The following is a 25,787-nucleotide window of genomic DNA, read 5'->3' as shown; positions in this document are numbered from 1 at the left end:
TCCAATCCTCATAGGACAGAGAAAACGGCTATGCTGGATAACAGCCTGCCGCCTCTCCGTTGTTTACATTTCGTGTAATGTCTATATACTTATAATTTAGACAGAGACTCATTACATTCCGGAGATCAGCTCCGGCGAAGGAGGATAATTGTGAACACAACAATAAAAGTAGGCATTTCAGGGTATGGCAATTTGGGCAGAGGGGTACACCAGGCGATCGCACAAAATCCTGACATGGAGCTTGTGGCGATATTCACGCGCAGAGACCCGCAGCAGCTTCAAACTCCCCCCGGCGTTCACTTTGAGCATATTTCTGCGGCAGATCAATACATAGGCCGTATCGACGTAATGATTCTATGCGGCGGTTCAGCAACTGACCTGCCGGAACAGACTCCGCAGCTGGCAGCAATGTTCAATACGGTTGACAGCTTCGACACGCATGCCAAAATTCCGGAATTTTTCCAATCTGTTAATCAGGCCGCTCTTGGCGGAGGACGCTTAAGTGTGATCTCAACAGGCTGGGACCCAGGCCTGTTCTCCATGAACCGGCTACTGATGGAAGCTGTGCTGCCCGAAGGGCAGGAATATACATTCTGGGGGCCTGGTGTCAGCCAGGGCCACTCCGATGCGATCCGCCGCGTGCCGGGTGTGAAAGCCGGCGTTCAATACACCGTGCCAGTACAAGCTGTAATTGACGGCATCCGGGCTGGAGACACTCCGAAGCTGGAAACCCGCCAGAAACACCGCAGAGATTGTTTTGTTGTAGCGCAGGAAGATGCCGACCGGGAACAAATCCGGAAAGCCATTGTGAACATGCCGAATTACTTCGCTGACTATGATACGACTGTAACCTTCATCACTCAAGAACAGCTTGCAGCGGAGCATTCCGGTATGCCGCATGGCGGGTTTGTGATCCGCAGCGGTGTATCCGGCAATGGAAGCAAACAAATCGCTGAATTCGGCCTGAAGCTGGAGAGCAATCCTGAGTTTACGGCCAGTGTTCTGGTTGCCTACGCTAGAGCAGCATTCCGTTTAAGCCAGGAAGGTCAGCGGGGCGCTAAGACGGTATTCGATATTCCGCTCGGGTATTTATCGCCTAAATCGGCAGAAGAGCTTCGCCGCGGGCTGCTGTAGGCTTATGGTAGAAGCAGGTACTGCCAGCCTATGAAAGTCATATGAACAACAACGGACCCGCAGGAGAGCCGCTTCGATAGAATAGAAGCGGTACTCCTGCGGGTCGTATTTTTGTATTGGTTATGTACCAAGACAGGTTTTAGACGATTCCCTGAGCCAGCATGGCATCGGCGACCCGCAGGAATCCGGCAATATTAGCACCGGCGAGAAGGTTGCCGGGAACCTCATATTCCTCAGCGGCCTCTACTGCACTGCGGTATATATTTTTCATGATGGACTGGAGCTTCTCGTCAACCTCTTCAAACGTCCAGGCTATACGCATGCTGTTTTGGCTCATCTCCAGCGCGGAGACTGCCACTCCCCCGGCGTTAGCGGCTTTAGCCGGTGCAAACAATACCGCATTGTCAAGGAACAGCTGGATGGCTTGGAGTGTAGACGGCATGTTAGCTCCTTCACCGATCGCCTTGACTCCGTTATTTATCAGTTTCCGGGCTGCGTCTTCGTCCAGCTCGTTCTGTGTTGCGCAGGGAAGCGCGATATCGCAGGGCAGATTCCAAATCCCGGCGCAGCCTGCAAAATACTCCGCATGTGGGTGGATTTTGACGTATTCGCTGATCCGGAGCTGCTGGGTTTCTTTCAGTCTTTTTACCGTTTCCAGATTAATGCCCAGCGGGTCATATATATATCCGCCCGAATCACTGCAGGCCACAACGCTCGCTCCCATTTGCTGTGCTTTCTCGATGGCATAGATGGACACGTTGCCTGAACCGGATACGACAACCCGGTTGTCCCGGAATCCAAGACCTTTTGCTGCCAGCATCTCTTGAACGAAGTAGACGCAGCCGTAGCCCGTAGCCTCTTTCCGCGCCAGACTTCCGCCGTACTGCAGGCCTTTTCCGGTGAGCACACCCGCTTCATGCCCTCCGCGTATCCGTTTGTATTGTCCAAACATGTATCCGATCTCGCGCGCACCGACTCCGATATCGCCAGCCGGAACGTCGCTATCCGGGCCGATATGCCGGTAAAGCTCTGTCATGAAGCTTTGGGTAAAGCGCATGATTTCCTGATCCGATTTTCCTTTGGGATCGAAATCCGAGCCGCCTTTGCCACCGCCGATGGACAAGCCGGTAAGTGCGTTTTTGAAGATCTGCTCAAAGCCCAGAAATTTAATGATACCGGAATACACCGAAGGATGGAAACGGATGCCTCCTTTGTAGGGGCCAATGGCGCTGTTGAACTGAATGCGATACCCCCGGTTGACCTGTATGGTGCCGGCATCGTCCACCCATGGCACGCGGAAGGTTATGCTGCGTTCCGGCTCGACCATACGCTCCAGAATACCATGCTCCCTATAGCGGGGATGCCGGGCCAATACAGGAACGAGTGTATCCAGAATTTCTTTGACAGCTTGATGGAATTCCCGTTCATGAGGGTCCCGGGTGATCACCTGATTATAAATTCCCTGTACATATTCAGCAGCTGCTGATGATGATCCTGAAACAGCAATTGACACTTCATAACACTCCCTCTAACTAAGTTGTGGCTTGCAAATCATATTATTCACAAGTATATAGAAAAATTTAATAAGAATTTTAAAGAGAATATTATCGAACCTTACATGATTTTGCCAATCAATTATTTTTTAGCGGGCAATTAAATAATTCTATAAATCTCACACCAGATGGAAGAATTCCCGGAAATTTGTCTCTACAGTCATCGTATAAAGCTGTATCTCCTACAGCCCAATATGGTAATATAGGATCAATTATGGTATAGGAGGCGTTTCAAATGAAAACTACAGTGAACTCCGGGCAAACTAATAAGGGGCTTGGCGCATAATTGCCCTTAAACTGCGCGCTTCTCCATCCGGAAGGGGAAAACGTTGTGAAGCAATATATTAGGCAGCAGTTCGAATATCATGTATGGGCGAACCGCAAGGTGTGCAGATATTTACAGGAGCTGACTGAAGAGGTATACCAGAAGAATATTGATAGTGTATTTCCGACAATCTATGATGCTATGGTTCATATTTATGTGATTGATCACGGCTGGCTGTCATTCTTCAGAGCCGGCGGTGTTACGGACATGTCGGCTGAATATTTATCGCAGTTAAAAGAAAATATTGATTCCTTAGTGGCTTCAACCAAAGGAAAACGCATAGAAGAGCTGGAGCAGATGCTGGATAATCTGGCGGAGCAGTTTCGGATTTTCACCGGTGAGCTGGATGACATCGAAGTCGTTTATCCGTCTGGAGCTTTTCAAGGCAGATGCCTGGATTATCTCCAGCACATGGTTAACCACGGAACGTACCACCGGGGAAATATAACCGCCATGCTCCGGCAAATGGGGCATCCTGGGACGCCGACAGACTACGGCTTTTACCTGTACACGTTAAGCCAGTAATTTTATTTGGACGCAAAAGGTCTGGGACATTCATTGTTCCAGGCTTTTTTTGGCTCTTCATTTCTCCCCCTTTCCTGTCGATAAATTTAGAATACACATGGAAAAGTATGGAGGGCCATATGAATAATAACCGCAGAACCGAACCTTTTCGATACACCCTTAAAGAACCTGCCACCTTTGATCTTCATATCCTTACGATTAACGGAATTCCGGTTCCTCCAAAACCCGTCAGTGCCGTACTGTATGACATTAGCCGTTCGGGGTGCCATTTGGCATTTCCTCTGAATGTTAATCCTGAAACTAACCTGGTACGTGTCGGCATGGAGATGGTCCTAGCCTCAGAGTCTATGTACATAGAAGGAACCTTGAAATGGAACAAAGAGCAGAATGGCACTTTTCATTACGGTATTCAATTGGATATTCCTGAAGAGGACCGCGACCGTCTTCCAAGCGTACTGCGCAGGCTGGCCGGGGAAGGCAAGATATTGGTTCGTTGATTGTCAGCAAAAAAGGAGCATTCCCTCAATGGGAATACTCCTTTTTTTATTCTTATTTAAACGATAGAGATTCCACGATCTTATCCGTTTCAGCCTTTGACTTCTCATCTACGTATGTAAGAATAAGGTTGAATGCATACCCGTCAATGATCGTGCTGTAATATTCCTGGTTGACTACCCCGGCTCCAGCATCGATCGAAGCCTTCATCAGGTCCATATCTTTACCGCCGACTTTAACCGTCTTGATGTCTTCGAATTTATAAGGAAGCTTGCTGTCTACCATCAGCTTTTTCGAAGATTCCAGGTAGTCCTTGCCGTTTTTAATCCCTTGGAGCATGCTTACCTTCTCGGCAACAGCGATAGCGGAAGGCCCGTTTTTACCTGAGTCTAACGGAAATTCCGAAGCCATCAGCAGGTTAAGGGTTTTGGTCTTTGCCAGATCAAGCATTTTACTCTTGGCTTTATTGCCTCCGGCAACAACTTCCTGTCCTGCCTCCATAAGCTTCATCATTTGGTCTGCGTCCTGATACACCCATTCTTTGGGGAATTTAAGGGACAAACCGAAATAGTCATTCGTATAAGTACCACTTTCAGTCACACCTAAGCTGACCTCTTTGTCTTTCCCTCCGCATGCTGTAACCAACATTAGCATTAACAGCATTGCCATTGATAACAAACCAATTTTCTTCTTCATAATACCCTCCTGATGATTCTCTCTTTGTAAACACCAGAAAAGTTTAACATGTAATGTTAACATTTCCACCTATATAAAACTATAGGGAAGCTACAACAAAAACATGCGGGAGGCAACTGAAACTGCTTCCGAGCTGGATTGAACCCCTAATTTTTCAAAAATGATTTTTTTATGGTGGTTCACTGTGCACTCTTTTATTTTTAGTTTGGAGGCAATCGCTTTTCCAGTCAGCCCTTGAGAAATCAGTTCAAGAACTAGTAATTGCCGCTCACTCAGCGGCTTGGAAAGCTGTTCAGCAGCCTGGTTAGCGAGCTGGCCCTGGTAACTGATCATCATATCGGCCGGAATCAGCTTGGCGATTGCGATCAGTTCGCTTTTCATATCGGCATTAATCGTTGAAACATCAAGGTAACCTAACGTCTCATTTCCAACATTTAAGGGGACCGAAAAACAATGCCAATTCTGAAAAAGGGGGCTTTCATGGTCTTCAGGCGGTAAATACACGGGACAGCCCTTCGCAATGGCCTCTGAAATCGCATTAACACCACAACTATTTTCCGAAAAATACATTCCCAAACGGATTGGAGATTGGCTGACAATGGCTTCCAGATTACGGCTGTAATCCATCGCAAGAAGAACGCCCTCCTCATCTGTAAGAAGAAATAAAAATGTACCGGAAAGATGGTCCTTAATATTGAATATACAGTCCTGAAAAACTTCAATTAACAGTTGATTCGGAGCGCTTGACCGGTTAGATTGCTGCATATTCGATAACAAGTAGTCTTCTTTATCAAGCCGGCTAGATGCATCGATGGTTGTAATCATTACTCTATTTCTCCTTCCATTAAAACTGATCCAGATTAAGGCGGATTTTTTATAATTATCGGATCCACTAATGGAAAAATTAAATTTTATGAATATTGCTTTGTACATATATAACTTTGAACATACGACTTTTGGCATATTCAGCATCTCTGTCAGACTCATTTAGTCATCAACCAGGAAATATCCACCTAAATATCGGGTCATTAAGTCCATGAAATAAGTTCTGGAAATCCCTGATTTCTATTAAATATTACTTTTAGACTATTTTTCCATGACCTCTGAACTGTCCTATCGCCAAAAGCGTCGTATGCCTCGTTTGTTCTCAAAGCAGCACCACGGAATTGACCGCCCCCCGTGCGCATTGCACCAGTGTTTCGTATAACCGGGCAGACAGTAAAGTATAGTCCTGCTCCCGCTCATGTAAGTAGGCGGAGTACGGGGGATTGTCATTCCAGGAGCCCATGCCCCCGAATACCCAGGCTTTGTAGACCGCGTTCAGCAGAATGCGCGCCTGATCCTTGTAAACGGCCGGTAAATGGAACGGCGGCTGAGCTACGGGAGCTTGTCCCTTCAGAATGTCCCTGGCAGGTTCAAAAAAATTATACGTCCAGAACTGCTCCCCGATCCCATCGGCCAAAGCTCCAATCTCACGCAGCACTTCTTCCAAATGCCCCGATAAATCAGCCAAAGGTAGGAACTCGCGGGAACCCTGCTGTCCGTCGGCAATCTTCTGTTCAGTATAGGTAACTTTCCATTTCGTACGCGAACGGTACCGATCCATCCGCCACTCAGCCTTCCAGAGAGATTCCCCGCAGGCTCCGAGTGAGGTAACTCCACCTGGTGCTCCATTGCCGCTAAACCCGCTGCTGTTCCAGGCAGCTGTTGAAGCCGTACCGTTTAACATCAGCCGCTGGCAGCCGTTGTTTTTCAGCTCTGCAAGCCACTCCGGCCAGTTCCGGCTCTGCCCGCCTCCTTCCGCAAGGAAGCGTACATCTAAAAAACCGGTATGCTCCAGTTCATTATTAGATGCATCCGCTCCACTCATCAGATTTCCATTGCCCAATGCTGTAATCAATAACAACTGATGCAGTTCTCCATTCATATCCCTCTCCCCATTCTCAATAGCAGGTTTTCTAGTAAATCCTGAGCCAAGAACCTCCAACACTACAAACATATAATACTAACAAAAGGAGGAATAACCTAGTCGAATTGATCATTCCAGCCAATCAGACGTCATAATTTGTTCTCCAGAAATTCCGAGATCCGGGGGTCAAACATATGTTCCCTTCCCGCGAATTCTGCTATACTTAATCCTGATATTTCAAATTACGGAGGTGCATGATGAGCAGCACAATTCAGCAGCAAGACAGCCCGCACGTCAAGATCCATAGAAGTATTGCAAAGCTAACACATATAGATATGTTCTATATGGACACAAAAACAGAAGGCCCGGCGGTTCTATGCCTTCATGGCAGATGGGGACGGGCAGAAACCTGGGTGGACTTCATTCATCAATATGGCAAGCAATTCAGAGTTATTGCTCCGGATCAACGGGGGCATGGCCTCAGCAGCAAACCCGTCTCGAATTATACGGCTGAGGAAATGGCGGAAGACATTAAAGAGCTGATCATTCATTTGAATCTGGAGTCCGTGATCATCGTAGGCCATTCCATGGGTGGCGGGGTTGCCGGATATATGGCAGCCCTCCATCCCGAATACATACAGGCATTAGCTATACTGGACAAGTCTGCCAACGGTCCTGATGAGCGGAACCCGGTTTCATTGGAACAGATCCCAGCTGTTGATCCGGTTACTAAAGACTGGCCGCTGCCTTTCAGCAGTTTATGCGAAGCCAAGCATTACATTCGCGGGGCTATGGTTTCGGAGCTGAGCTATCAGTATTTCATAAACAGTCTGATCGAAACTCCCGAAGGCTATGAAATGATGTTCAGTCCGCAGGCCATTGCCGCAAACATCGCTTACTACGTGAACTGGTATTCTCTTTTGCCAAGTATCAAGTGTCCCGTACTGCTGATCCGTGCAAAGAACAGTGAAGGTCTCCCGGATGCTGATTACATGAAGATGCAGTCCTTGCTCCCCAATTGTCACGCCTATGAAATATCCCATCCCGACCATAACGTGCATCTGGGCAACAAGGAAGAGTTTTATACCTGTATGGATTTGTTTTTGGACGGCTTGAGGCTCATATAAGAACCAGGGTGCCAGACCCTCAGTTCGAGAAACAACTGAGATGTCTATATAAGCGAAACAGCGCGAACCGTTGTTTCCGGTACACGCTGTGTATTAGATTCATTAAGCTATATTGTCAGACACTACGTCTGAGAAGCTGGGGTGTCAGCCATCCGCCACCGGAGCTTATACAGCTCGGGCAGCACCACTCCGAGCAGCACCAGGACAACTCCGATCCACTGCAGCCCGCTTACCTGCTCATGCAGTACGAAGGAGGACAGCAATACGGCAACAGGCAGCTCAGCAGCACCGAGAATGCCCGCCATGCCCCCGCCGATATGCGGGACCCCAATCGCAAACAAAACCGGGGGAATAAATGCCCCAAATAACCCCAGTAAGAACCCAAACAGCAGCAGCTGTCCCCACAAAAGACCGTTAAAGAGGAAATACGGCGGAAAGAGAATGCATAACAGCAGCAGACCGCCGGTAACCATCCAGGCACTCCGGTAGGCCGGATGCGCTGAAGGAACGGCTTTGCCGCTGAAGATAATGAACATGGAATAGCTTACTGCAGACAACAGCCCAAGCGTCAGCCCAAGAACGTTGAAATGCGATGCGCCCTTCTCTAAGATTCCTGCCGCGAGCAGAGTTCCGCCAAAAAGCAGCAGCAAGGTCAGCAGCGTCACCTTATCGGGGCGCTGGCGTTTGCTGATGGCCTGAATCAGCACGCTGATCCAGGTGAACTGGAACAGCAGGATGATGGCCAGAGAAGCCGGAATATACCGCAGTGACTGGTAATAGACCAGGCCTGTTACAACCGTTGGCGCTCCTGCCAGCATGAGCATAATTCTCTGCTTCCAGGTAAGAGCCGGTGATGCCTGCCGCGCAGCAGCAGGTGTGACGCCTTGGCTGCGCTGTTTGCGCGTCTGTCTAACTTTTGTATATAAGGCCAGCAGCCAGGCCAGAATGCAGCCGGTCAACAGCTGCGTACCGACCACTTCCCCAAGCTGGTACCCCTCTCCGTATGCCAAGACGACGATGGTGGATAATATGCCGTAGCTCATGGCACCTGCTAATACTGATAACAAATATTTCAAATCTTTCATTTAAATATACCTCCTGAATCACTTGAATAAGCCATTGCACGCAAATAATCCTAACTCCGGGGACGAGGACCATAATGCATGGCCCTTGTCATCGTAGTTAGGAAGAATAGGCTTCCTGTAGAAACCCTCGCCCTGTTGACGCCTGACGGCTGCGAGGTTATACGAGAACAGTATGTAATTGTACGCATAACGACTGTACATATGTTACATGGCAAGTAAGCTGCTGTCAATCTTTAATTTCTTTAAATTTGTGTATTTTGATTTAGAAGCTCTAGCAGCTTCTTCAGCTCCTTAAAGGCCTGCGGCCTATCGCGCTGCGGATTTATTGCTGCAATCAGGTCATCCGTCACCGGACCACCGCCAAATAGATCACGGACAGCCCCAAGCGGCAATTGCTGAAGTCCGCTGAAGTAAACCATCGCCCATTCTATGTAGTCTTCAGGTGTCTCATAAAGATAGCTGAGCAGGAAATCGGCCCCTCCACTCTCCGCTTGCCTTTTGTCCTTACGGTCCAGCTCTCTCCATTCCCCGCACATCCACTCCGGACTGCCGTTCTCTTGCCACACACAAAAAGTTACATCTTCTGTTTCAAGTGTATCACCGCTGCTGCGCAGGGCTGATTGCAGGTTGTCTGGTAATCCCTCATACATCCCGGGCCAAACCTTATATTCATCCTGCGCGTGCGGACTGAGTGGAGATTCATGGTCAAATCCTTTAATCACGCAACCATCCGCCGTAAATAGTACGTACAGATGATCCCCGGCTCCATTCTCGACAATGCCAAGCTGCACTCCCGGCTGAAAGTCAGGGTCGTAACGATGCACGCGCAGCCACTCCTCCTCGCAGCAAATAACGTCCATCACCGCCAGCAGTATCATCTGTCTGCGCAGATTTTCCGGATCAGGCAGTTTTGTAAGTGTCCAAGGCTTCATTATATTTCCTCCCCGTTCATTGTTATGTTTCCTGATCATATACGATTGATAAGCTATACGTTCATCAGCGAAGCGGCTTATCATGCTGCCACATAATGATTTTAATTGAAACATGTCAGGTCTGATCCCGTAACAAAAGGTACCCGGTGTCTTATTATACCATTCCTCTCCGGGCTGATTGGTAATATTTCGGAGCCAAACCTTCTCTTCTCTGATAAAATGAAGCAAAACGGTAAAATGAATCCAAAGCCGCCTTGTCAAAATATACCCGCAGAGGAGGTGTAAATCCTGAACCGTTCTGGACCTGTTAAGCTGTTAGGACTCATTGCCGGAATTGCGCTGCTGAACATAGCCGTTCTGTCCCCCGGGCTGCTCGGCCTTGAAATCACTGGTGGAAATGCGTTAGAGACTGCATCTGGCGTTACCTTGTTGATCGTTAGTTTGCTTGTCGTGCTGTATGGAAGCTACACCCTCCTCTTCAAAACACCTGCCGCCCCTTCTGTCCGCCATCTGGAAAATCAGGAAGATTATATAGCCAGTCTGAGTAAATACCGGAATGTAAAGGCACTCAAAAAGGATGTGCTGCTTGCTCTGGACCAATTGGAGCGAATCGAGAAGAAAAAATCCACCTTGCTGCAAGTGCTGGGGGAGCGTTTTGAACCTGCAGAGTTAAGCTACCGGAAGTTCCTGTCGGTCATCACCGAAGTTGAAAAGCTCTTTTATCTGAATCTGCGCGGAATTCTTAGCAAGCTCAGCATTTTCGATGCTTCCGAATTCACGTTGTTCACCAACCGGCAGAAGCCGAAGTCCTTCTCCGATGCGCTGGTGCACAGGAAAACCGGGCTGTATAACGAATATTTTGCCCACGTGACGGGTTATTTGGGAGCCAATGAAGAAATCCTGCTCAAGCTGGATCAGCTGCTGCTGGAAATTTCCCAGCTGGACAGTACAGACTACACAGCCATTGAAGAAATGCCCTGCATGAAGGAACTCAGCGCCCTCATTGGGCAGACGAAGCTATACCAGAACTAGAAAGGAAGATGCGCATGGCCGAAAAAGGAAAAAAAGGGATCATACTCGTTGTGATTGCAGCATCCGTATTTGCACTGATCTATTTCGGAATCACACTGACCTCAAATCTGGGCAAATCGGATAAGGAAATCTCTGCGGAAGACGCCGGCAGGAAGCTGAACAAGCTCTACAAGGAAATTGATGTAACGGTTGCAGATACAGTAAAAGGCCAAATTGATCTGGACCCCGCTGATATCGGCGGATCGCTGCCGGACATCGCCAAATTTCCGGTTTCCGTCGATAATACAACGGACAGCTTCGTGGAAATCTTCTCCTCCACCGAGAAATCCGGCACGGGGAATGACGGCTGGCTGAACGAAGTGGCCGCAGCTTTCAATGATGCCAGGATCATGATCGGCGGCAAGCAGGTTTCCGTCCGAATCCGCAATATCGCCTCCGGGACGGCCACTGACTACATACGGTCAGGGAAGTATATTCCGGATGCGTTCACGCCTTCCAACGAGCTGTGGGGAGAAATGGTCAAGGCAAGCGGCACGCCTGCGGAGCTAATCACGAAGCGGATGACCGGCAATGTAGCAGGTGTGGTAACCAACAAGAAAAAGTATGATGAGCTGGTTGGCAAATACGGCTCGCTGAATGTCAAGACCATCACCGATGCCATCGCGGGCAATGAGCTGTCCATGGGCTACACCGACCCGTTCGCCAGCTCTACCGGACTGAATTTTCTGGTGACTGCACTTGGCACGTTTGACAGCTCGGATCTGCTCAGCGATAAGGCGGTACAGGGCTTTGAGCGCTTTCAGGCGAATGTCCCGTTCATTGCATCAACCACGCTGCAAATGCGGGATGCTGCGAAGACGGGCGCACTGGATGCCTTTGTGCTGGAATATCAGACCTATGTCAATGCGCCTGACCTGAAAAGCGGCTATGTATTCACTCCCTTTGGAGTGCGCCATGACAGCCCGCTCTATGCGCTGGGGAATCTGCCCCGGGAGAAAGAAGACATCCTCCATAAATTTGCCGAATTTGCAGAGCAGGACCAGTACCAGAAGCTGGCTGCGGATAAAGGCTTCAACGGCCTTGATGACTACGTCTCCGAGGCTGCTCCCGTGGAAGGGACCCTTCTCACTTCAGCCCAGAAACTCTGGAAGGAGAAAAAGGATGGCAGCAAGCCGATTGCAGCCGTATTCGTCGCCGATATCTCGGGAAGCATGGCCGGGGAACCGCTTAATCATCTGAAGGAGTCGCTGCTCAAAGGTCAGAAGTTTTTAGGTAAGGACAACAGCATCGGTTTTGTGTCCTACTCCAGTGAAGTCACGATTAACCTGCCCATCGCCAAGTATGACACCAACCAGCAGTCGATGTTCGTTGGGGCGATTAACAGCCTGCAGGCTGCCGGGGGCACCGCCACTTTTGACGGAATGATTGTGGCTATGAAAATGCTTCAGGACCAGCTGGCCGCAAATCCCGGCGTTAAGCCGCTGATCTTCGTCCTGAGCGACGGTGAAACGAATGAAGGCCATTCGCTGGATGAGATCAGAGGCCTGATCGAGACGTATAAAATCCCGGTCTACACAATAGGCTACAATGCGAACATCAAGGCGCTGGAGAGCATTTCAAGCATTAATGAGGCGGCAAATATCAATGCGGATACGGACGATGTCGTGTACAAAATCGGCAATCTGCTTAACGTGCAGATGTAGCTAGGGCTACCATTCGAGGAGGTTTGATTATGTCATTTACCATGGAAATTCCCAGCCGGGAAACGCTCAAAGCGGTGATAGAGGAACAGGTAAAACCGGAGCCCGCAGAAGTCACACAGCTGAAGGAGCTGGCCGCGAGCAATGTGGCAAGCATTCTGGAGATGGATATGGACTCACTGGAAAAACGGAGATCCGTGCTGCAGTCCATTGACAGCTTCGGCATGAATACCATGCGCTCCTCTTCCGAGAAGAACGCCCTGCTCCAGGTATCCGTTGGCCATTTGTCCAAAACAGGCGATGAAGGCGGCCAGGTCGCCAAGGGATTGACGGAGCTGCACATGCAGCTTAAGGATCTGGACCCGAGTGCCGTCGATTTTGCCAAAACCGGAATTCTGGGCAGATTCTTCAACCCGCTCCGCACGTATTTTGCCAAATACCAAAAAGCCGATGCCGTTATTTCCGAGATCATCCTGTCCCTGGACAAAGGCAAATCGGTCCTGAAGAATGACAACACCACGCTTGAGATTGAACAGCAGACCCTGCGGGAGCTTACCAAAAAGCTGCAGAAAGAAATCCAGCTCGGCATGCTGATGGACCAGGAAATCGGGCAGCAGATTGAAGCGGCCAAGGTGCGCAGTGAGTCCGAGGACAAAATCCGCTTCATTACCGAGGAGGTCCTCTTCCCTCTCCGCCAGCGGGTCATGGATCTGCAGCAGATGCTGGTGGTCAATCAGCAGGGAATCATGGCTATCGAAGTCGTAATCAGAAATAACAAAGAGCTGATCCGGGGCGTGGACCGGGCGAGGAATGTCACTGTATCTGCACTCAAAATCTCCGTCACAGTCGCAAGCGCACTCTATAACCAGCAAATCGTCCTGAAAAAGATCGAGCTGCTCAATCAAACGACAGACAACCTGATCAGCGGCACCTCCAGAATGCTCAAGGAGCAAGGCGCAGCGATTCAAAAGCAGTCGATGGAAACTGCCATTTCACCGGACACACTGAAGCAGGCCTTCAGCGACGTGCTGTCCGCCCTCGACTCCATCAGCACCTACAAGCAGGAGGCGCTCCCCAGAATGCGCGAGACCATCAACCAGTTCCGCGAACTGGCCGACAATGGCGAGCAGCAGATCCAAAGACTGGAGCGGGGCAATGCGCTGGGACTCTAGCACCATCCATTTGAGTCTGCGAATCTAACATGATAAACTAGTTCCCGACCACATTCTGGGAGGGAAATCATATGAGCGAAGAAGAATTGAATGCAGACGGCTGGGCGGCCATAGATGAAGCCCTGGAGCAGCTCTATGGAGAACAGGAGCAGAAGCATTACGGGACCGTGATACCCTACATGCTTGGTGGGCCGGATCCGCTGAACGGAATCAGCGTATACGAAGTACGGGAACCCCTTCCGCATTGGCATTTTGTAACCTATGGCTTCTCGGAGCTCTATGAAAAAGAGTCGGATGATCCTGAGCACAGCGGCTACGGTTTTGAGCTGACCTTCCGGCTGTTCAAGCCCGCGACCGAGGATGAGCCTCCGGCCTGGGCGCTGAATCTGCTGCAGAACCTGGGCCGTTATGTGTTTAACAGCGGCAACGTGTTCCGTTCCGGGGATTACATGGATGCCAATGGCCCCATCGCCCTCGAAGCGGATACGCTGCTGACCGCGCTGGCTTTTATTGCTGACCCGCTGCTGCGGGCAATAGACACTCCTAATGGAAGGCTAGAGTTCATACAGCTGGTGGGCATTACTAACGACGAACTGCTGGCTATGCAGGTCTGGAACACCCTTGGCGTCCTGGCGGAAATGACGGAACACCTTCCGCTGTATATGACCGATCTGCAGCGGGATTCACTGCTGAAGCTGCCGGCAATCGCTGAGGCTGTACGGCTGGGCAGCGAGAACGAAGGTTCCAACACGGGAGCCTTGTATGTGGACCAGTTGGCTTGGGAGAACCCGGCAGAGGGTTCTGTCCATACCTTGCAGCTGGGAGCTAAGCAAGCCGAAATCGTCGGAAAACTGCTGCGGGGCAGACTGCTTAAGGGGCGCACCCTAACCTTGGCCGGTCCTGAGATCTCGGTCAGCTTCGAGACTGGCGACACGCCCGGCTTCGAAATTCGCGAAGAACTGGTCATCCTTAAGCTGGATGAGGCTGCCGGAGCAGCTCTTTCAGAAATTTTCCGGCCGTCAGCAGGACTGTATCCACTTCCCGGCTGGCCGGAGCTGGCAATACGGATCGTTCCCACGCATATTACTGACAGTGAAGGAACAATCGTCAAGACGATTGGCTGAACAGCTTGTTAGATTGATAGATCTCCTTAGCATAATGAATCGACTCTTATATCGTAATTAAACGGCAAATTCCGAGACACAAGTGTCGTCATACTTAGAGCCTGGAGTGACTTCTAATATAGTGAACGTAATGCTGGTTGTTACTTTATCTTTTGGCAGTTCTAATGCAGTTTCCTTCGTAAAATCAGCAATGAAGGAGCTTCCGTCAGAGAAGGTTATTTTTGCTTTGCGCACACTGTTGTTTTCGAGGTAGGCGGAGACAGACTTTCCATAGCCCGGCAAAATTTTAAAGCTGCTGACTTTAGTCTTTTTGGGGAAGCTAACGGTGAAGCTTTGTCCGATTCCGCTCCCCTTCACCCCTTCGCACCAGCAAGTGGCCGTATCACCGTCGATGATTTGACTTGCAGTATAGGAGCCTGCCTTAGATTTTGGCAAGGTGGAGGATGCCGTAATTTTTGACACCTCCATTTTGTCGGCAAAATGATAGGCTTCCGACCATGCATCCTTGATTTCTGTTGCCTTATAGGTGTGCAGATTTACTTTATATTCGGTCAAAAAGATCCCCCTTACATATACACTCACATAAGCAATCCAACTTTTTTGGCTTTCATTGTCTGCCGCAGGGTATGTGAATTCCACCAGATTGGACTCTTTGCATTTGCAGTATTGGGATACAACCTCCAAAGCCGCCTCAAGCTTCGGAACCCGGTTCGCGTAAGGATCACGAATAAAAATCCGCTGCTGAGCAAAAATCTTGTTCATTTCGGAGGGAAGCACCCCCATTCGTAGGTTGATTGTGCCGGATTTGAATTCGATGATCCCCTCGCCTTGAACGGTCTTTGGATTTTCATGGCCGCTATAGTCCAGATATGTATACTTGAATTTCACGGGTTTCTGTTCTTCCACTGTAATCGGTCCAGCCGATTGAAAGCTGTAGTTTTCTGAGTCATCCCAGACTGAATACTCCAAAGCAGCCTTGCCCGTATTCTTGTCAAAGGTAAGATTGAGCGTACCGTCAAGATCCTCGGATTCAACAAATGCTTTGTCCACCCACTCACCTCCGTAAGACTGACTTAATGAACCGGCAGCTGGAGACGCCGCATACAAACTGAAGTTGAAAAGGGAATAAAACGCTACTACAGTAATCAAGACTTTAAAAATCATTTGTTTTCGAATGTTCATCGCCATCCTCGTTTCTTTTCTCAAAGAAATAAAGATTCGACAACCTGCAGCAAATCCCTTCCGGTTCTTGATCAGGCCTTACAGCCTGCCGCAAGCTTAGCGGTTATCCCCCCCTTGGGCTTTGATTTACAGCTTTTGGGGCATTTTTGCATTTGCATAATTATGCATGTCTTTCGGCTCTTTCCAAATACACAAAGCAATTAGTACGAGCATAAAATAATGGTTCTTTCGCTTCATATATTTTCCACTCCCAAATCCGATATCTTTATTAGGTATTGTTTTAGTTCCACCATATCATCTACAGAGGAGTCGTCAAATGAAGAAGATTCAAAGGTTAATCACAAGAATAGGGCTTACGCTGCTTGCAGGTGTATTGATTGGCGGCGCAGTTCTAGGGTCAGGAAAGATGACTCCGCATGCTTCGGCAGCTGCTGCCGGGAATGGGTATGTTTATTACAACTCGGAAGATGCTTTATACCGTGTACCGACCGCTGGCGGGACTGCCCAGAAGCTCTCCGAGAATTTCTCGGGAGACTATTTGGAGGCAACAAGCAAATACTTGTATTTTTTTGAAAGTGATGACTTATCCAAACTGCAGCGCCTGTCTTTGACGGAAAATAATGCACTGATCAGCAGCTTTGCAGGGGATAAGAACATATTGTTTTACCAGATTGAGGGAGATTACCTGTATTTCCTGGATGATAAAGGCGTGATCTACCGCTCACCGGCCAATGCGGCAGATGACAGCCAGATCAAGCAAATCGCCAATAATGCAGATACGGAATTCCCCGGATTCTTTGTGGTAAATGGGCGCATTTACTATAATGTATTGAAGAATGGAACCAATACCTGGGCAGCCTCGAAGTCCCGGGACGGCAGCGGAAACGTGCAATTTATTGCCCAAGGCGCCATTCCATCTTCTGATTATATCTATTCAACTCCTACAGGAACCTCTGTAATGGTCGATATTAAGCCGGCAGAAACTTATTACTCCCTTAACTCCATGGTTCTGTACACCCTTCCGCTGAACGGCGGAAATCCCAAAGCAGTAAATGCCAAAAACCCGCTGGATGCGAACGCTACCTACTCAGGTTTTTGGACCAATGACTACTATATTTACAATAAAGGCATCACGGTAGATGACGATGATAATTACGTATACTCCAAGAGCAAAGGGTATGCAATTGATAAATCCGGAAAGATTTTTCAACTGAGCCAGACTGGGATTGTTGGTCTTACCGAAATGGGCGGAAACAAAATTGCCTATGTCGATGGCAATGGAAAAGCCTCCATCAGCACTGTAGCAAACGGTAAAGTAACCAGCACGAAACCGATCGCATTAACGAATGTGACGAATCTGTTTAAGGTACAGAATGGCACAGCCGCTGGCCAAGTCGTGCTTTTTGCAGCAAGCGGAACTTTCGCTCTGAATGCAGATCTCACCTTAACCAAATTGAACGGCGTGACTTGGGATAACAGCGCTATCTATGAAAGTGCAACAGGCATTTACTATTTTAACGGAGAGGATAACGAGTGCCTTTATAAGATGAGCGCCGACGGCAAAACGAAGCTAAAGCTCTCTGATGGACCTGTGACTGAGATTTATACCATTTCCAGCAACTAAAGTCATCCAAGTCCACATAACACATAACACCCCGTCAGCCGGAGCTTCGAATGAAGCTTCGGCTTTTTTCATCCTTGACGAACCCGGCTTCATAAGGTAATATTCCCCATATAACAGAACAACGCTGAAAAAGGGTAAGTAGACATATTACGCTTGGACTTGCAGAGAGCCGGTGGTTGCTGTGAACCGGTGTCCGGGATATGCTCGAATGGCCTTTGGAGTTGCTTTTCCGAACCACCCATAGAGGGTGTAGTAGGGAAATGCCGGGAATCCCGCCGTTATCACGGGAACGGTCTCGGGATGATGAGTTACAGCATCTCCGCACCGTAATGCGAAGGCTGGAAAGTCTGCACTTGTGTGCAGTTTAACGGTCATTTAAGGTGGCACAGTGACAACCTCGTCCTTATCGGACGGGGTTATTTTGTTTTTAAGGGGGTGATGGCCATGGAGGATGGTTGGTGGCGGCGGTTCACAGCTCAATTTCACAAGCTTCTCAGGAAGGCATACAACGAATTTAGGAGGATGTTCACTTATGACAGAACGTGTTTTGACAGGAGACCGGGTCACCGGAAAGCTCCACCTTGGCCATTATGTCGGCAGTCTGCAGAATCGGGTGCTTTTACAGGAGGAGTATGAATCCTTTGTATTTCTGGCCGATGTCCAGGCGCTGACGACCCACTTTGAACAAAAGGACTTGATCCGCAGCCACATCCGCGAAATGACCCTTGATTATTTATCCGCAGGGATTGACCCGGAGAAGTCCACCATCTTTATACAATCGATGATTCCCGAAATCGCTGAGCTGACTATATATTTCTCGATGTTCGTATCCGTCAATTCGTTGCGCCACAATCCTACGATTAAGGCAGAAGCCAAAGGACGGGGACTGGACGAACTGTATTACGGGTTCCTGGGGTATCCGGTCAGCCAGGCTGCAGACATCACCTTCTGCAAGGCAACGATTATTCCTGTGGGAGACGATCAGCTGCCGCATCTGGAGCTGGCCCGCAAAATTGTGCGCCGTTTCAACGAGCTGTACCAGCCTATACTGGCAGAACCCCAGGCTTTGATCAGCAATACCCCAAGGCTTGTAGGTACAGACGGAAATGCGAAGATGAGTAAAAGTCTGGGCAATGCCATCGCACTTGATTCTACTGCGGAGGATATCGCCTATAAAATAAAAAGAGCGGTCACAGACCCCGCCCGTGTGCATAAAAATGATCCGGGACACCCGGAGATTTGCCCGATTTATGCTTATCACGGCGCCTTCCAGCCGGAACATCTTCCCGAGATACGCGAAGGCTGTGAACGCGGAACTATGGGCTGCTCAGCCTGTAAGGAGCGCATCACTATGGCATTGGAGCAGCTGATTGCGCCCATGCGTGAGCGCCGGGCCTATTATGCCGCGCGGCCGCAGCTCGTGGACGAAATACTGATCACCGGAACAAAGCACGCCCAGGGGATCGCCAAAGAGACGATGCAGGAAGTCCGTGAAGCGATGAAGCTCGATTATTTCAGCCCCTCAGCTATGTAAAGTGGTGTCCTCTGATGCTGACTCTGCCGGGGCTCGCCGTATTTTTACAAGAGAACAACTGCGACTGCGAGCGGATTGCCCATGAGACTCCCATCCGGAGTGCCTTGGATGCCAAGCAATACTTTGATCTCACAAAAGCTGCGTTGGATAACCGCCTGCTGTCGATGGACTATATTTATGGCGGATCAGGCGATGAGCTGCATACCTTGAAGATCGCTCCGGCAGAAGTCGTTCGGCTGAATCGGATACTGGCATTCGTTGTTTGAACGAACACCCGTTAATTGTATTTGCTGCAGTTAAAAGGATGTGAAAACCCATATCTGCATCAGCAACTGTACTCTGTGCAATTAAAAATGACAAAATTTCTTCTTTTACGTAACGACTGTTTATTTTAGTGTACAGAGTGCAGTTAACTCAGTTCCAGCGCAAAAAAATGACTTTTTAGATGTATGAAATACAGTTAGAGTCTGGGAGCCAATCATAACGGACCACAGATTACTTATAGCAAAAATACAGTGCTGACCTGAAGGAAGGTCATTTCAAATATGACTATCTGCTGCGGTACCAATGCATTAGTTAATGTTCCTCTTAGTCAGACGCAAAAAAGCGGCCAGTGAGCGCCTGGCATCCTGCCTGAGGATGTCTGCATCACTGACCGCTTTTTTTGCAATTGCGGTGCTTGTAGTTTATCTAAGCTTACATATAAATGTCTACAACCGTGCCCTCTGCGCTGCGCAGCCGGTCAAAGTCAGCCCGCTTGATCCGCAGTCCGCCCAAGCGGTACGGATTGTTCAGCCGTTCCGCCTGAACCTCCTGGCCGTTCACCTTGACGTGGCTAAGGACGCCTTGGGAGCAATGGTAGACAAACGCCGCAGGCGCACCGGCGTAATCGAAGTCCAGACGGGTACCGTCCAGTTCGTCCGGCAATACCGGATCGATAATCAGATCCCCGCCGTCCTCGCGGATGCCCAGCACATTCGAGATCAGCTGGTTCATGTAGATCCCCGGACCGCTGGAATAAATTCTCCAGCCGCCTTTGACCGGAACGGAACCGTCATGCAGCCCGGCAAAGCGCTCCTGCGCCTCATAGCGGTTGGCGAATTTACCGTCCGAGCTGCTGAAATAGGCATTGCTCTGCCGCAGTTCCGCATTCGGCACCGCATCACGGATGCCGATCGGGTTAATGACGGCCAGCCCTTTCCATACCTGATCCCGTTTGCCCGTCTTGGCCATCGCCTCTACAAAGCGGATATGGGCATGCACATATTGCAGACCAATCTCACGGCCGAAATTCGCCGCCTGTTCCGCACGTTTGAAGTGCAGGCTGACACCTCCGGCATACTGTGCCGGGTGATTCATCAGACGCACACCGTCCGGACAGAGGAACTGCTCCTGAATCAGCTTATAGTGCTCTTCCATCTGTTCCGGTGTCAGCAGCTCGCCAATCATGCTGCGGGTCATCGGCAGCAGGCGGTACTGGATGCCGGTCTCCTTATCTTCAGGATGCAGCAGCAGCTTGGCATCAGCCGGATCTTCGAAATACAGGAAGCCGGGAATTACATCCGTACCCAGCATATAGCGGTTGAAGTCTCCCTTGATTCCTTCCGCCAGCTGACGCAGCTCTCCAGACCATGCGGCGTCTACATTCTCCAGAACATTTGACAGCCCTAGCACAGTCTGATACGTCAAGGCAACTGTCCAGCTGCTGACCATGTACTGCTTAAGCTGGGCATTGGCCGGCTGCAGCGTATCGTCCCAGTCCCCGTCGCCGTAGGAAGACAGATAGGTATCATGCAGGAAGTTAGTTTTGATATAATTCAGTTCCTTGAGCGCATGTTCACGCAGCGAAGCGGTCTGTTCCGTAAAATCGAAGCTGTGCTTGCGCGTATACGGAAGCAGCACCTCCAGAACGGCGTAATCTTGGGTCGCCCGCAGATAGTCGCCCAGCACTTTCAGCGGCCAGACGATGATATCCCCGTGGCTCTCCTCCTGCTGGATGTGCGTATACTTGTCAAACATGAACCATTGCGGCCAGCTGCCGTCATCCTCATACTGATGGGCAAATACCGTCAGCAGGATTTCCCGCACCTGCTCATATTTGTGGGTGGCCAGGAAGTATTCCACAGGACCCTGGCAGACATCGCGGGTTCCCCAGGCAGCACCGCCGTACTGTTCCAGACCATGAGGCACTGAATAGTGAACCAGCATGTTATGGGTATACCACCAGGCCAGCGCGTTCACCTTGAACAGCTCGCCTTCTCCGCCGCCGGACTGCGTCAGCTTGAAGCCATTCATCACTCCGGCCAAAAATTCGCGGTACCGCGCAGCCTCTGTTTCAAAAGAAACCGGGTTAAGCGTACGTTCTTTGCCCTCCAGCATCCCCTGCAGAGTCAGAGTCCATTCCTTGCTCGCCTCCAGCTCCATAACCACGAGCGATGCGCTGCCCTGAGCGGGACCATCCACCAGGATGGACTCATCGCCCAGCCGGTAAACTGCACCGTTCAGATGCATCCGGTAGGCCAGTTCAGGGTAGACTTCCGCACTTGTTCCCGACTTCGCCGCGCGGAAGGTCAATGTTCCCTCCGCCGCATCTTGTGACACTTCATAAGGAACCTCATATTCCGCTACATTCATGGTAATCTGGTTCGTGACCAGGAAGCGGTAAGCGATGTTGCCGGCAGAACGGACATGCAGTCTGATCTCCGGCTCATCCATGGTAGTGTAATTGGTAATTACCAGGGTGTCCGAGGCCGTTTTGTAATACCAGCGTACATAATTGAAGCCGATCTCGTACAGGGAAGGCATGGTCAGCAGATGATATTGATCATCTGTATATACATAAATGCGCTGTCCCGAAGTTTTGAAAATATTCAATGCACTGCGGGCATTGGACATCATTTTATTGAAGTTTGTATTGCCGATAACCACTTGTGAATTGAAGATACCATACATATAGGAGGTTGTCGTAATAACTTCTGGGTTCAAACGGGCATTATCCCCGCTCATCAGAATATGGCCGTGCGGACGCTCCACAAGCAGCTCTTTATCTTTGAGCACCACATGCTCATAACCTTCGGTGAAGAAGGCCAGCAGCTTGCCGCCTGCCCGTTCCTCCTGGAACTTATGCGGGAACAGTGCATCCAGCTCAGCTTCGGTCAGAGGCAGGGTCTGCAGCGGAGCACCGATCCGGGAATTTACGGACACAGGGCTCAGCCATTCCCCCTCAGCAGAGATGCTGCCGAAGGACTGGACTTGCTGCCAAGCCTCCTGTACAGACGCTGCATACTCCAATTCCGTAATTGCAGACGGGTGATCCTCCCGGAACAGTCCGTAGAATGTGAACCGGGCCTGCCCATCCAGCTGGACCTGCGGAGACTGCAGCGCGGTGAAGGCAAATTCATACTGGTACACTTCATTTGCAAGCTTGGCCCGGGACAAAGCTTCCGGCTCATTGCTCTCTTTGTAGGATAGGCCGAAAAACTGGAAGCCATCGGTGGAAAATCCCGCAGCGCCGTTCAGCAGTCCCTGCTGAAGATACGGAAACTTCCCGTCCTGCGGCTGGTTCTGGCGCGAGCACACCACATAGCCTTTTGCTGTATCCTCAAAAACGGTATGGTCAATATATTGGGACAGATAAGCCTCATTGCTGGTAACAGCGCCGGGGGAAGCTATCCCTACATCCTGGGTATAGATCACATCCAGAGGCACTCCGGCCCCGTCGATGGTGACATCCCAGAACCATACCCCGTTATCCGCCATTGAAAAAACAACCTGATAACGGATCGTTTTGTCCAGGACTGTACCAGCCTGATCCGCTGCGATCTCCCCCTGCCACAGCAGGCGTTCGCCGTCCTGGCGGAACCTGCTGGCAGATTTCACGCCGAGCAGCGGAAACGCCTGGATTCCACCGGACAGATGAAGCCTTGCATACAGATTGCCCGGCGCTCCGTCCACGCTGCTGGACAACAGCTGGTTGATCATCATTTTGCCGCCGAAAGCCTGGTACAGGTCACCGCTCTCCAAAAATGTAAAAGTTAAATCTCCCTTTTGAATCGACAGCTTGGTACTTGGTGCAGTTGTCAATTTCTATTCACTTCCTTATCTGCTGCGGTAATAGTCCGCTGTTATATTTGAAGTTCACAGTCCTATCTATATAGAGTGAACTTAAGATATTAACATTAGGGACTTCGTCGGGACTACGGAGAATGTTTGGACTTCCGGCCGCTGCCCATCTACAGATTTCTTGATTGTTACCGCTATTTGCGGTGGAAATCCGCAGACTGTCTATGCTGAAGATAGCGAGCTTTCCTACGGAAAGCTTTTAGGCGGACGCATTCGCTCCTACAGTTCCAAACTTCCCCTCCATCCCTTTTCCCCTTTGTTAGTTTTTCAAGTTCACTCTATGTCACGGTTATTATATTAAGCGGAAAGTGGCTGACTGGGTGTCGCGGCTATTGGCACCGACATATACTGTGAACATACCGGGATCACTGCTGAATGTCAGATCACTGTGGTGATAGCGGAGCAGGGACTCTTCAATTTGGAAGACAACGTCCCTGCTCTCTCCGGGGAGCAGCTGCACCTGTCTGAAGTCCTTAAGCTCCTTGACCGGGCGTACGGTTTCGCCGGACATATCGCGGATGTATAGCTGTACAGTCTCGGTTCCCGCCATGCTTCCGGTATTCGTTACGGTTACTCTGGCTTCAAGCGGACGGTCCGCTGACAAACAGTCTGAAGACAGGGAGAAGCCTTCAAAGGCAAAGGTTGTATAGCTTAAGCCAAAACCGAAGGGCAGCAGCGGTTCATTGGGAATATCGATATATTGTGAAATATAGCGGTTGTCCGTGTGTTCAACAGGTTTAGGCCGGCCTGTATTGTAAGCATTGTAGTACACAGGAATCTGACCTGCTGAATAAGGGAAAGACATAGACAGACGTCCGGATGGATTCACCTTGCCATATAAAATATCCGCCAGCGCCGCCCCGCCTTCACTTCCCGGGAACCAGGCCTCCAGCACCGCGTCCGCCACATCATAGACACCGTGCAGATCCAGCGGACGCCCGTTGAACAGAACGGCCACAACCGGCTTTCCAAGTTTCTTCATCTCACGGACCAGCTCAAGCTGCGCTTCCGGGAGCCGGATATCACTGCGGCTGCCGCCTTCTCCGCTCATTTCGGATGATTCACCCAGCGCCAGCACAATGATATCAGCAGCCGCAGCAGCCTTAACTGCCTCTGCCAGTCCTGCTTCAGTAATCGTGTCAATGCTGCAGCCTTCAGAAATCAGCACATGACCGGGATCACCGCTGACCTTTTGCATGGATTCGCCAAGCTGCACCGCAGTTTCTTGGGAACCCTGCCAGGACCACCAGCCGAGAATATCGCCGCTCGCAGCGAACGGGCCAATCAATGCTACCCGCTGCCCGGCCTGAAGCGGCAGAACTCCGTCATTCTTGAGCAGTACGCTTGATTTCTCAGCCAGTCTCTGAGCGACTTTCCGGTGTTCTTGGCTGTACACAATTTGCTGCTCCAGCTCAGGGTCTGCCCCGCGCATCGGATTCTCGAACAAGCCCAGCTTTTCTTTCAGCACCAGAATCCGCAGCACAGCTTCATCGATCAGCGCTTCATCCACCAGCCCCTCCGCCACAAGCTCAGGCAAATGGTTCACATAGCTGGTGGTCATCATATCAATGTCGACACCGCTGGATATCGCTTTGAAGGCCGCTTCTTTTTCATCTTCCGCTGCACCATGGGCAATGATTTCCTTGATCGCTGCCCAGTCGGAGATCACGACACCGTCGAAGCCCCATTCATCACGCAGCAAGCCGCGCATTAGGCTGCGGTTGCCGGTAGCCGGAATGCCATTCACGGTATTAAAGGAGGTCATTACCATTTCAACGCCTGCGTCGACCGCTGCCTTGTATGCGGGCAAATAATATTCCCGCAGCTGGCGCTCCGAGAGATCAACCGTATTGTACTCACGGCCGCCTTCGACCAGTCCATACGCCGCAAAGTGTTTCACACAGGCCGCTACACGGGATACATCATCCTTAAGATTATCCCCCTGGAACCCTTGGACAAACGCCTTCGCAAACACAGCATTCAAATAGGGATCTTCGCCGGTGGATTCCATCACACGGCCCCAGCGGGCATCGCGGACCAGATCAACCATCGGGGCAAAGGTCACATGAAGCCCGGATACCGCTGACTCACGTGCTGCAATCCCGGCGCTTTGTTCTGCGAGCTCAGGGTCCCATGAGCAGCCAATCGCCAGCGGAATCGGAAAAATCGTTTTGAAGCCATGCACAATATCGGCCATGAACAGCAGCGGAATACCGAGTCTGCTGCCGGCCAGATGTTCTTTCTGCACAGCCATCATTTTCTTGGCGCCCGCGATACCCAGTACAGAGCCAACTGCACGTTTGGTGTCATACTTGATGCCCAGCTCTTCCATGGGTCCCGTAATCTCCGATTCATCCCCCGGTTCATCATAAAAAGGGGCAGCCAGCTGCAGCAGCTGGGCGATTTTCTCTTCGAGGGTCATATGTTTCACATATTTATGGTACAGATGTTCAGTCATGGGTTTCCCCCTCCAATGAAACGAAACGTTTCTCTTTCTATATCTCTTTTATAATATG

General features: G+C 50.2%; 20 protein-coding genes. 11 read left to right on the top strand and 9 right to left on the bottom strand.

Annotation, left to right across the window (positions count from 1 at the left end):
- The first annotated feature begins 150 nt into the window (after positions 1–150).
- The gene (locus PRIO_RS15380) at positions 151–1,134 is read left to right on the top strand and encodes a diaminopimelate dehydrogenase (RefSeq protein ID WP_020433277.1); all 984 of its coding nucleotides are present in this window, start codon (positions 151–153) and stop codon (positions 1,132–1,134) included.
- A gap of 139 nt (positions 1,135–1,273) precedes the next feature.
- Here the strand turns inward: PRIO_RS15380 and gdhA are convergent, their stop codons facing one another.
- Positions 1,274–2,647 carry an NADP-specific glutamate dehydrogenase gene (gene gdhA / locus PRIO_RS15375; protein ID WP_039790913.1) on the bottom strand — a complete coding sequence of 458 codons (1,374 nt, stop codon included), beginning with the start codon at positions 2,645–2,647 and terminating at the stop codon, positions 1,274–1,276.
- 371 nt (positions 2,648–3,018) lie between these two features.
- On the opposite strand from gdhA, the gene PRIO_RS15370 reads away from it, so the two are divergent.
- A complete protein-coding gene (locus tag PRIO_RS15370; protein ID WP_020433275.1) occupies positions 3,019–3,537 on the top strand; it encodes a DinB family protein in 519 nt (172 codons plus the stop codon).
- Between the two features lie 119 nt (positions 3,538–3,656).
- Positions 3,657–4,034 carry a PilZ domain-containing protein gene (locus PRIO_RS15365; protein ID WP_020433274.1) on the top strand — a complete coding sequence of 126 codons (378 nt, stop codon included), beginning with the start codon at positions 3,657–3,659 and terminating at the stop codon, positions 4,032–4,034.
- 52 nt (positions 4,035–4,086) lie between these two features.
- Here the strand turns inward: PRIO_RS15365 and PRIO_RS15360 are convergent, their stop codons facing one another.
- The 3 genes from PRIO_RS15360 to PRIO_RS36400 form a co-directional block, all read right to left on the bottom strand.
- Positions 4,087–4,728 carry a hypothetical protein gene (locus tag PRIO_RS15360; protein WP_020433273.1) on the bottom strand — a complete coding sequence of 214 codons (642 nt, stop codon included), beginning with the start codon at positions 4,726–4,728 and terminating at the stop codon, positions 4,087–4,089.
- Positions 4,729–4,818: 90 nt separating this feature from the next.
- Positions 4,819–5,553 (bottom strand): helix-turn-helix domain-containing protein, encoded by a 735-nt coding sequence (locus PRIO_RS15355; protein ID WP_046503300.1) that lies wholly within the window; start codon positions 5,551–5,553, stop codon positions 4,819–4,821.
- 322 nt (positions 5,554–5,875) lie between these two features.
- Positions 5,876–6,655 carry a hypothetical protein gene (locus PRIO_RS36400; RefSeq protein WP_197545421.1) on the bottom strand — a complete coding sequence of 260 codons (780 nt, stop codon included), beginning with the start codon at positions 6,653–6,655 and terminating at the stop codon, positions 5,876–5,878.
- 326 nt (positions 6,656–6,981) lie between these two features.
- Between PRIO_RS36400 and PRIO_RS15345 the strand changes: the two genes are divergently transcribed.
- Positions 6,982–7,764 (top strand): alpha/beta fold hydrolase, encoded by a 783-nt coding sequence (locus PRIO_RS15345; protein ID WP_197545420.1) that lies wholly within the window; start codon positions 6,982–6,984, stop codon positions 7,762–7,764.
- 122 nt (positions 7,765–7,886) lie between these two features.
- Here the strand turns inward: PRIO_RS15345 and PRIO_RS15340 are convergent, their stop codons facing one another.
- A complete protein-coding gene (locus PRIO_RS15340; protein ID WP_020433269.1) occupies positions 7,887–8,849 on the bottom strand; it encodes an EamA family transporter in 963 nt (320 codons plus the stop codon).
- 242 nt (positions 8,850–9,091) lie between these two features.
- On the bottom strand, positions 9,092–9,781 hold the full coding sequence (locus tag PRIO_RS15335; protein ID WP_020433268.1) for a hypothetical protein: 690 nt from the start codon (positions 9,779–9,781) through the stop codon (positions 9,092–9,094).
- Positions 9,782–10,210: 429 nt separating this feature from the next.
- Here PRIO_RS15335 and PRIO_RS15330 point away from each other — a divergent pair, with 429 nt between their 5' ends.
- From PRIO_RS15330 to PRIO_RS15315, 4 genes are all read left to right on the top strand, one after another.
- Positions 10,211–10,813, top strand: a complete 603-nt coding sequence (locus PRIO_RS15330; RefSeq protein ID WP_231869904.1) for a hypothetical protein — start codon at positions 10,211–10,213, stop codon at positions 10,811–10,813.
- Positions 10,814–10,827: 14 nt separating this feature from the next.
- Positions 10,828–12,516 (top strand): vWA domain-containing protein, encoded by a 1,689-nt coding sequence (locus PRIO_RS15325; RefSeq protein ID WP_020433266.1) that lies wholly within the window; start codon positions 10,828–10,830, stop codon positions 12,514–12,516.
- Between the two features lie 29 nt (positions 12,517–12,545).
- On the top strand, positions 12,546–13,685 hold the full coding sequence (locus PRIO_RS15320; protein ID WP_020433265.1) for a toxic anion resistance protein: 1,140 nt from the start codon (positions 12,546–12,548) through the stop codon (positions 13,683–13,685).
- 71 nt (positions 13,686–13,756) lie between these two features.
- The gene (locus tag PRIO_RS15315) at positions 13,757–14,809 is read left to right on the top strand and encodes a suppressor of fused domain protein (RefSeq protein ID WP_020433264.1); all 1,053 of its coding nucleotides are present in this window, start codon (positions 13,757–13,759) and stop codon (positions 14,807–14,809) included.
- Between the two features lie 57 nt (positions 14,810–14,866).
- Here PRIO_RS15315 and PRIO_RS15310 read toward each other — a convergent pair whose 3' ends face one another.
- Positions 14,867–15,859, bottom strand: a complete 993-nt coding sequence (locus PRIO_RS15310) for a discoidin domain-containing protein (RefSeq protein ID WP_020433263.1) — start codon at positions 15,857–15,859, stop codon at positions 14,867–14,869.
- A 448-nt stretch (positions 15,860–16,307) separates the two neighbouring features.
- Here PRIO_RS15310 and PRIO_RS15305 point away from each other — a divergent pair, with 448 nt between their 5' ends.
- The 3 genes from PRIO_RS15305 to PRIO_RS15295 all read left to right on the top strand — a co-directional run bounded on the left by PRIO_RS15305 (position 16,308) and on the right by PRIO_RS15295 (position 19,415).
- Positions 16,308–17,615, top strand: coding sequence for a DUF5050 domain-containing protein (locus PRIO_RS15305; protein WP_020433261.1), 1,308 nt, complete (start codon positions 16,308–16,310; stop codon positions 17,613–17,615).
- 532 nt (positions 17,616–18,147) lie between these two features.
- Positions 18,148–19,149 carry a tryptophan--tRNA ligase gene (gene trpS, locus PRIO_RS15300; RefSeq protein WP_020433260.1) on the top strand — a complete coding sequence of 334 codons (1,002 nt, stop codon included), beginning with the start codon at positions 18,148–18,150 and terminating at the stop codon, positions 19,147–19,149.
- 14 nt (positions 19,150–19,163) lie between these two features.
- Complete coding sequence (locus PRIO_RS15295) at positions 19,164–19,415, top strand: hypothetical protein (protein ID WP_020433259.1); 252 nt, start codon at positions 19,164–19,166, stop codon at positions 19,413–19,415.
- Positions 19,416–19,845: 430 nt separating this feature from the next.
- On the opposite strand, the gene PRIO_RS15290 is transcribed toward PRIO_RS15295, so the two are convergent.
- Both PRIO_RS15290 and bglX read right to left on the bottom strand, forming a co-directional pair.
- Positions 19,846–23,232, bottom strand: a complete 3,387-nt coding sequence (locus PRIO_RS15290) for a GH36-type glycosyl hydrolase domain-containing protein (RefSeq protein WP_020433258.1) — start codon at positions 23,230–23,232, stop codon at positions 19,846–19,848.
- A gap of 331 nt (positions 23,233–23,563) precedes the next feature.
- The gene (gene bglX / locus PRIO_RS15285; RefSeq protein ID WP_020433255.1) at positions 23,564–25,729 is read right to left on the bottom strand and encodes a beta-glucosidase BglX; all 2,166 of its coding nucleotides are present in this window, start codon (positions 25,727–25,729) and stop codon (positions 23,564–23,566) included.
- Between the last annotated feature and the right edge of the window lie 58 nt (positions 25,730–25,787).

It is taken from the genome of Paenibacillus riograndensis SBR5 (assembly GCF_000981585.1).
Classification (GTDB): Bacteria; Bacillota; Bacilli; order Paenibacillales; family Paenibacillaceae; genus Paenibacillus_AQ; species Paenibacillus_AQ riograndensis.
The sequence above is the reverse complement of the archived record's forward strand: the minus strand, read 5'-3'. Positions and strand labels throughout refer to the sequence as shown.

Excerpts from the sequence above, each read along its gene's own strand:
- PRIO_RS15365 (WP_020433274.1), top strand. The coding sequence starts at position 3,657 with ATGAATAATAACCGCAGAACCGAACCTTTTCGATACACCCTTAAAGAA.
- PRIO_RS36400 (WP_197545421.1), bottom strand. The coding sequence starts at position 6,655 with ATGAATGGAGAACTGCATCAGTTGTTATTGATTACAGCATTGGGCAAT.
- PRIO_RS15295 (WP_020433259.1), top strand. The coding sequence starts at position 19,164 with ATGCTGACTCTGCCGGGGCTCGCCGTATTTTTACAAGAGAACAACTGC.
- PRIO_RS15320 (WP_020433265.1), top strand. The coding sequence starts at position 12,546 with ATGTCATTTACCATGGAAATTCCCAGCCGGGAAACGCTCAAAGCGGTG.
- PRIO_RS15335 (WP_020433268.1), bottom strand. The coding sequence starts at position 9,781 with ATGAAGCCTTGGACACTTACAAAACTGCCTGATCCGGAAAATCTGCGC.
- PRIO_RS15305 (WP_020433261.1), top strand. The coding sequence starts at position 16,308 with ATGAAGAAGATTCAAAGGTTAATCACAAGAATAGGGCTTACGCTGCTT.
- PRIO_RS15340 (WP_020433269.1), bottom strand. The coding sequence starts at position 8,849 with ATGAAAGATTTGAAATATTTGTTATCAGTATTAGCAGGTGCCATGAGC.
- PRIO_RS15355 (WP_046503300.1), bottom strand. The coding sequence starts at position 5,553 with ATGATTACAACCATCGATGCATCTAGCCGGCTTGATAAAGAAGACTAC.
- PRIO_RS15315 (WP_020433264.1), top strand. The coding sequence starts at position 13,757 with ATGAGCGAAGAAGAATTGAATGCAGACGGCTGGGCGGCCATAGATGAA.
- PRIO_RS15345 (WP_197545420.1), top strand. The coding sequence starts at position 6,982 with ATGGACACAAAAACAGAAGGCCCGGCGGTTCTATGCCTTCATGGCAGA.
- PRIO_RS15360 (WP_020433273.1), bottom strand. The coding sequence starts at position 4,728 with ATGAAGAAGAAAATTGGTTTGTTATCAATGGCAATGCTGTTAATGCTA.
- PRIO_RS15325 (WP_020433266.1), top strand. The coding sequence starts at position 10,828 with ATGGCCGAAAAAGGAAAAAAAGGGATCATACTCGTTGTGATTGCAGCA.
- bglX (WP_020433255.1), bottom strand. The coding sequence starts at position 25,729 with ATGACTGAACATCTGTACCATAAATATGTGAAACATATGACCCTCGAA.
- trpS (WP_020433260.1), top strand. The coding sequence starts at position 18,148 with ATGACAGAACGTGTTTTGACAGGAGACCGGGTCACCGGAAAGCTCCAC.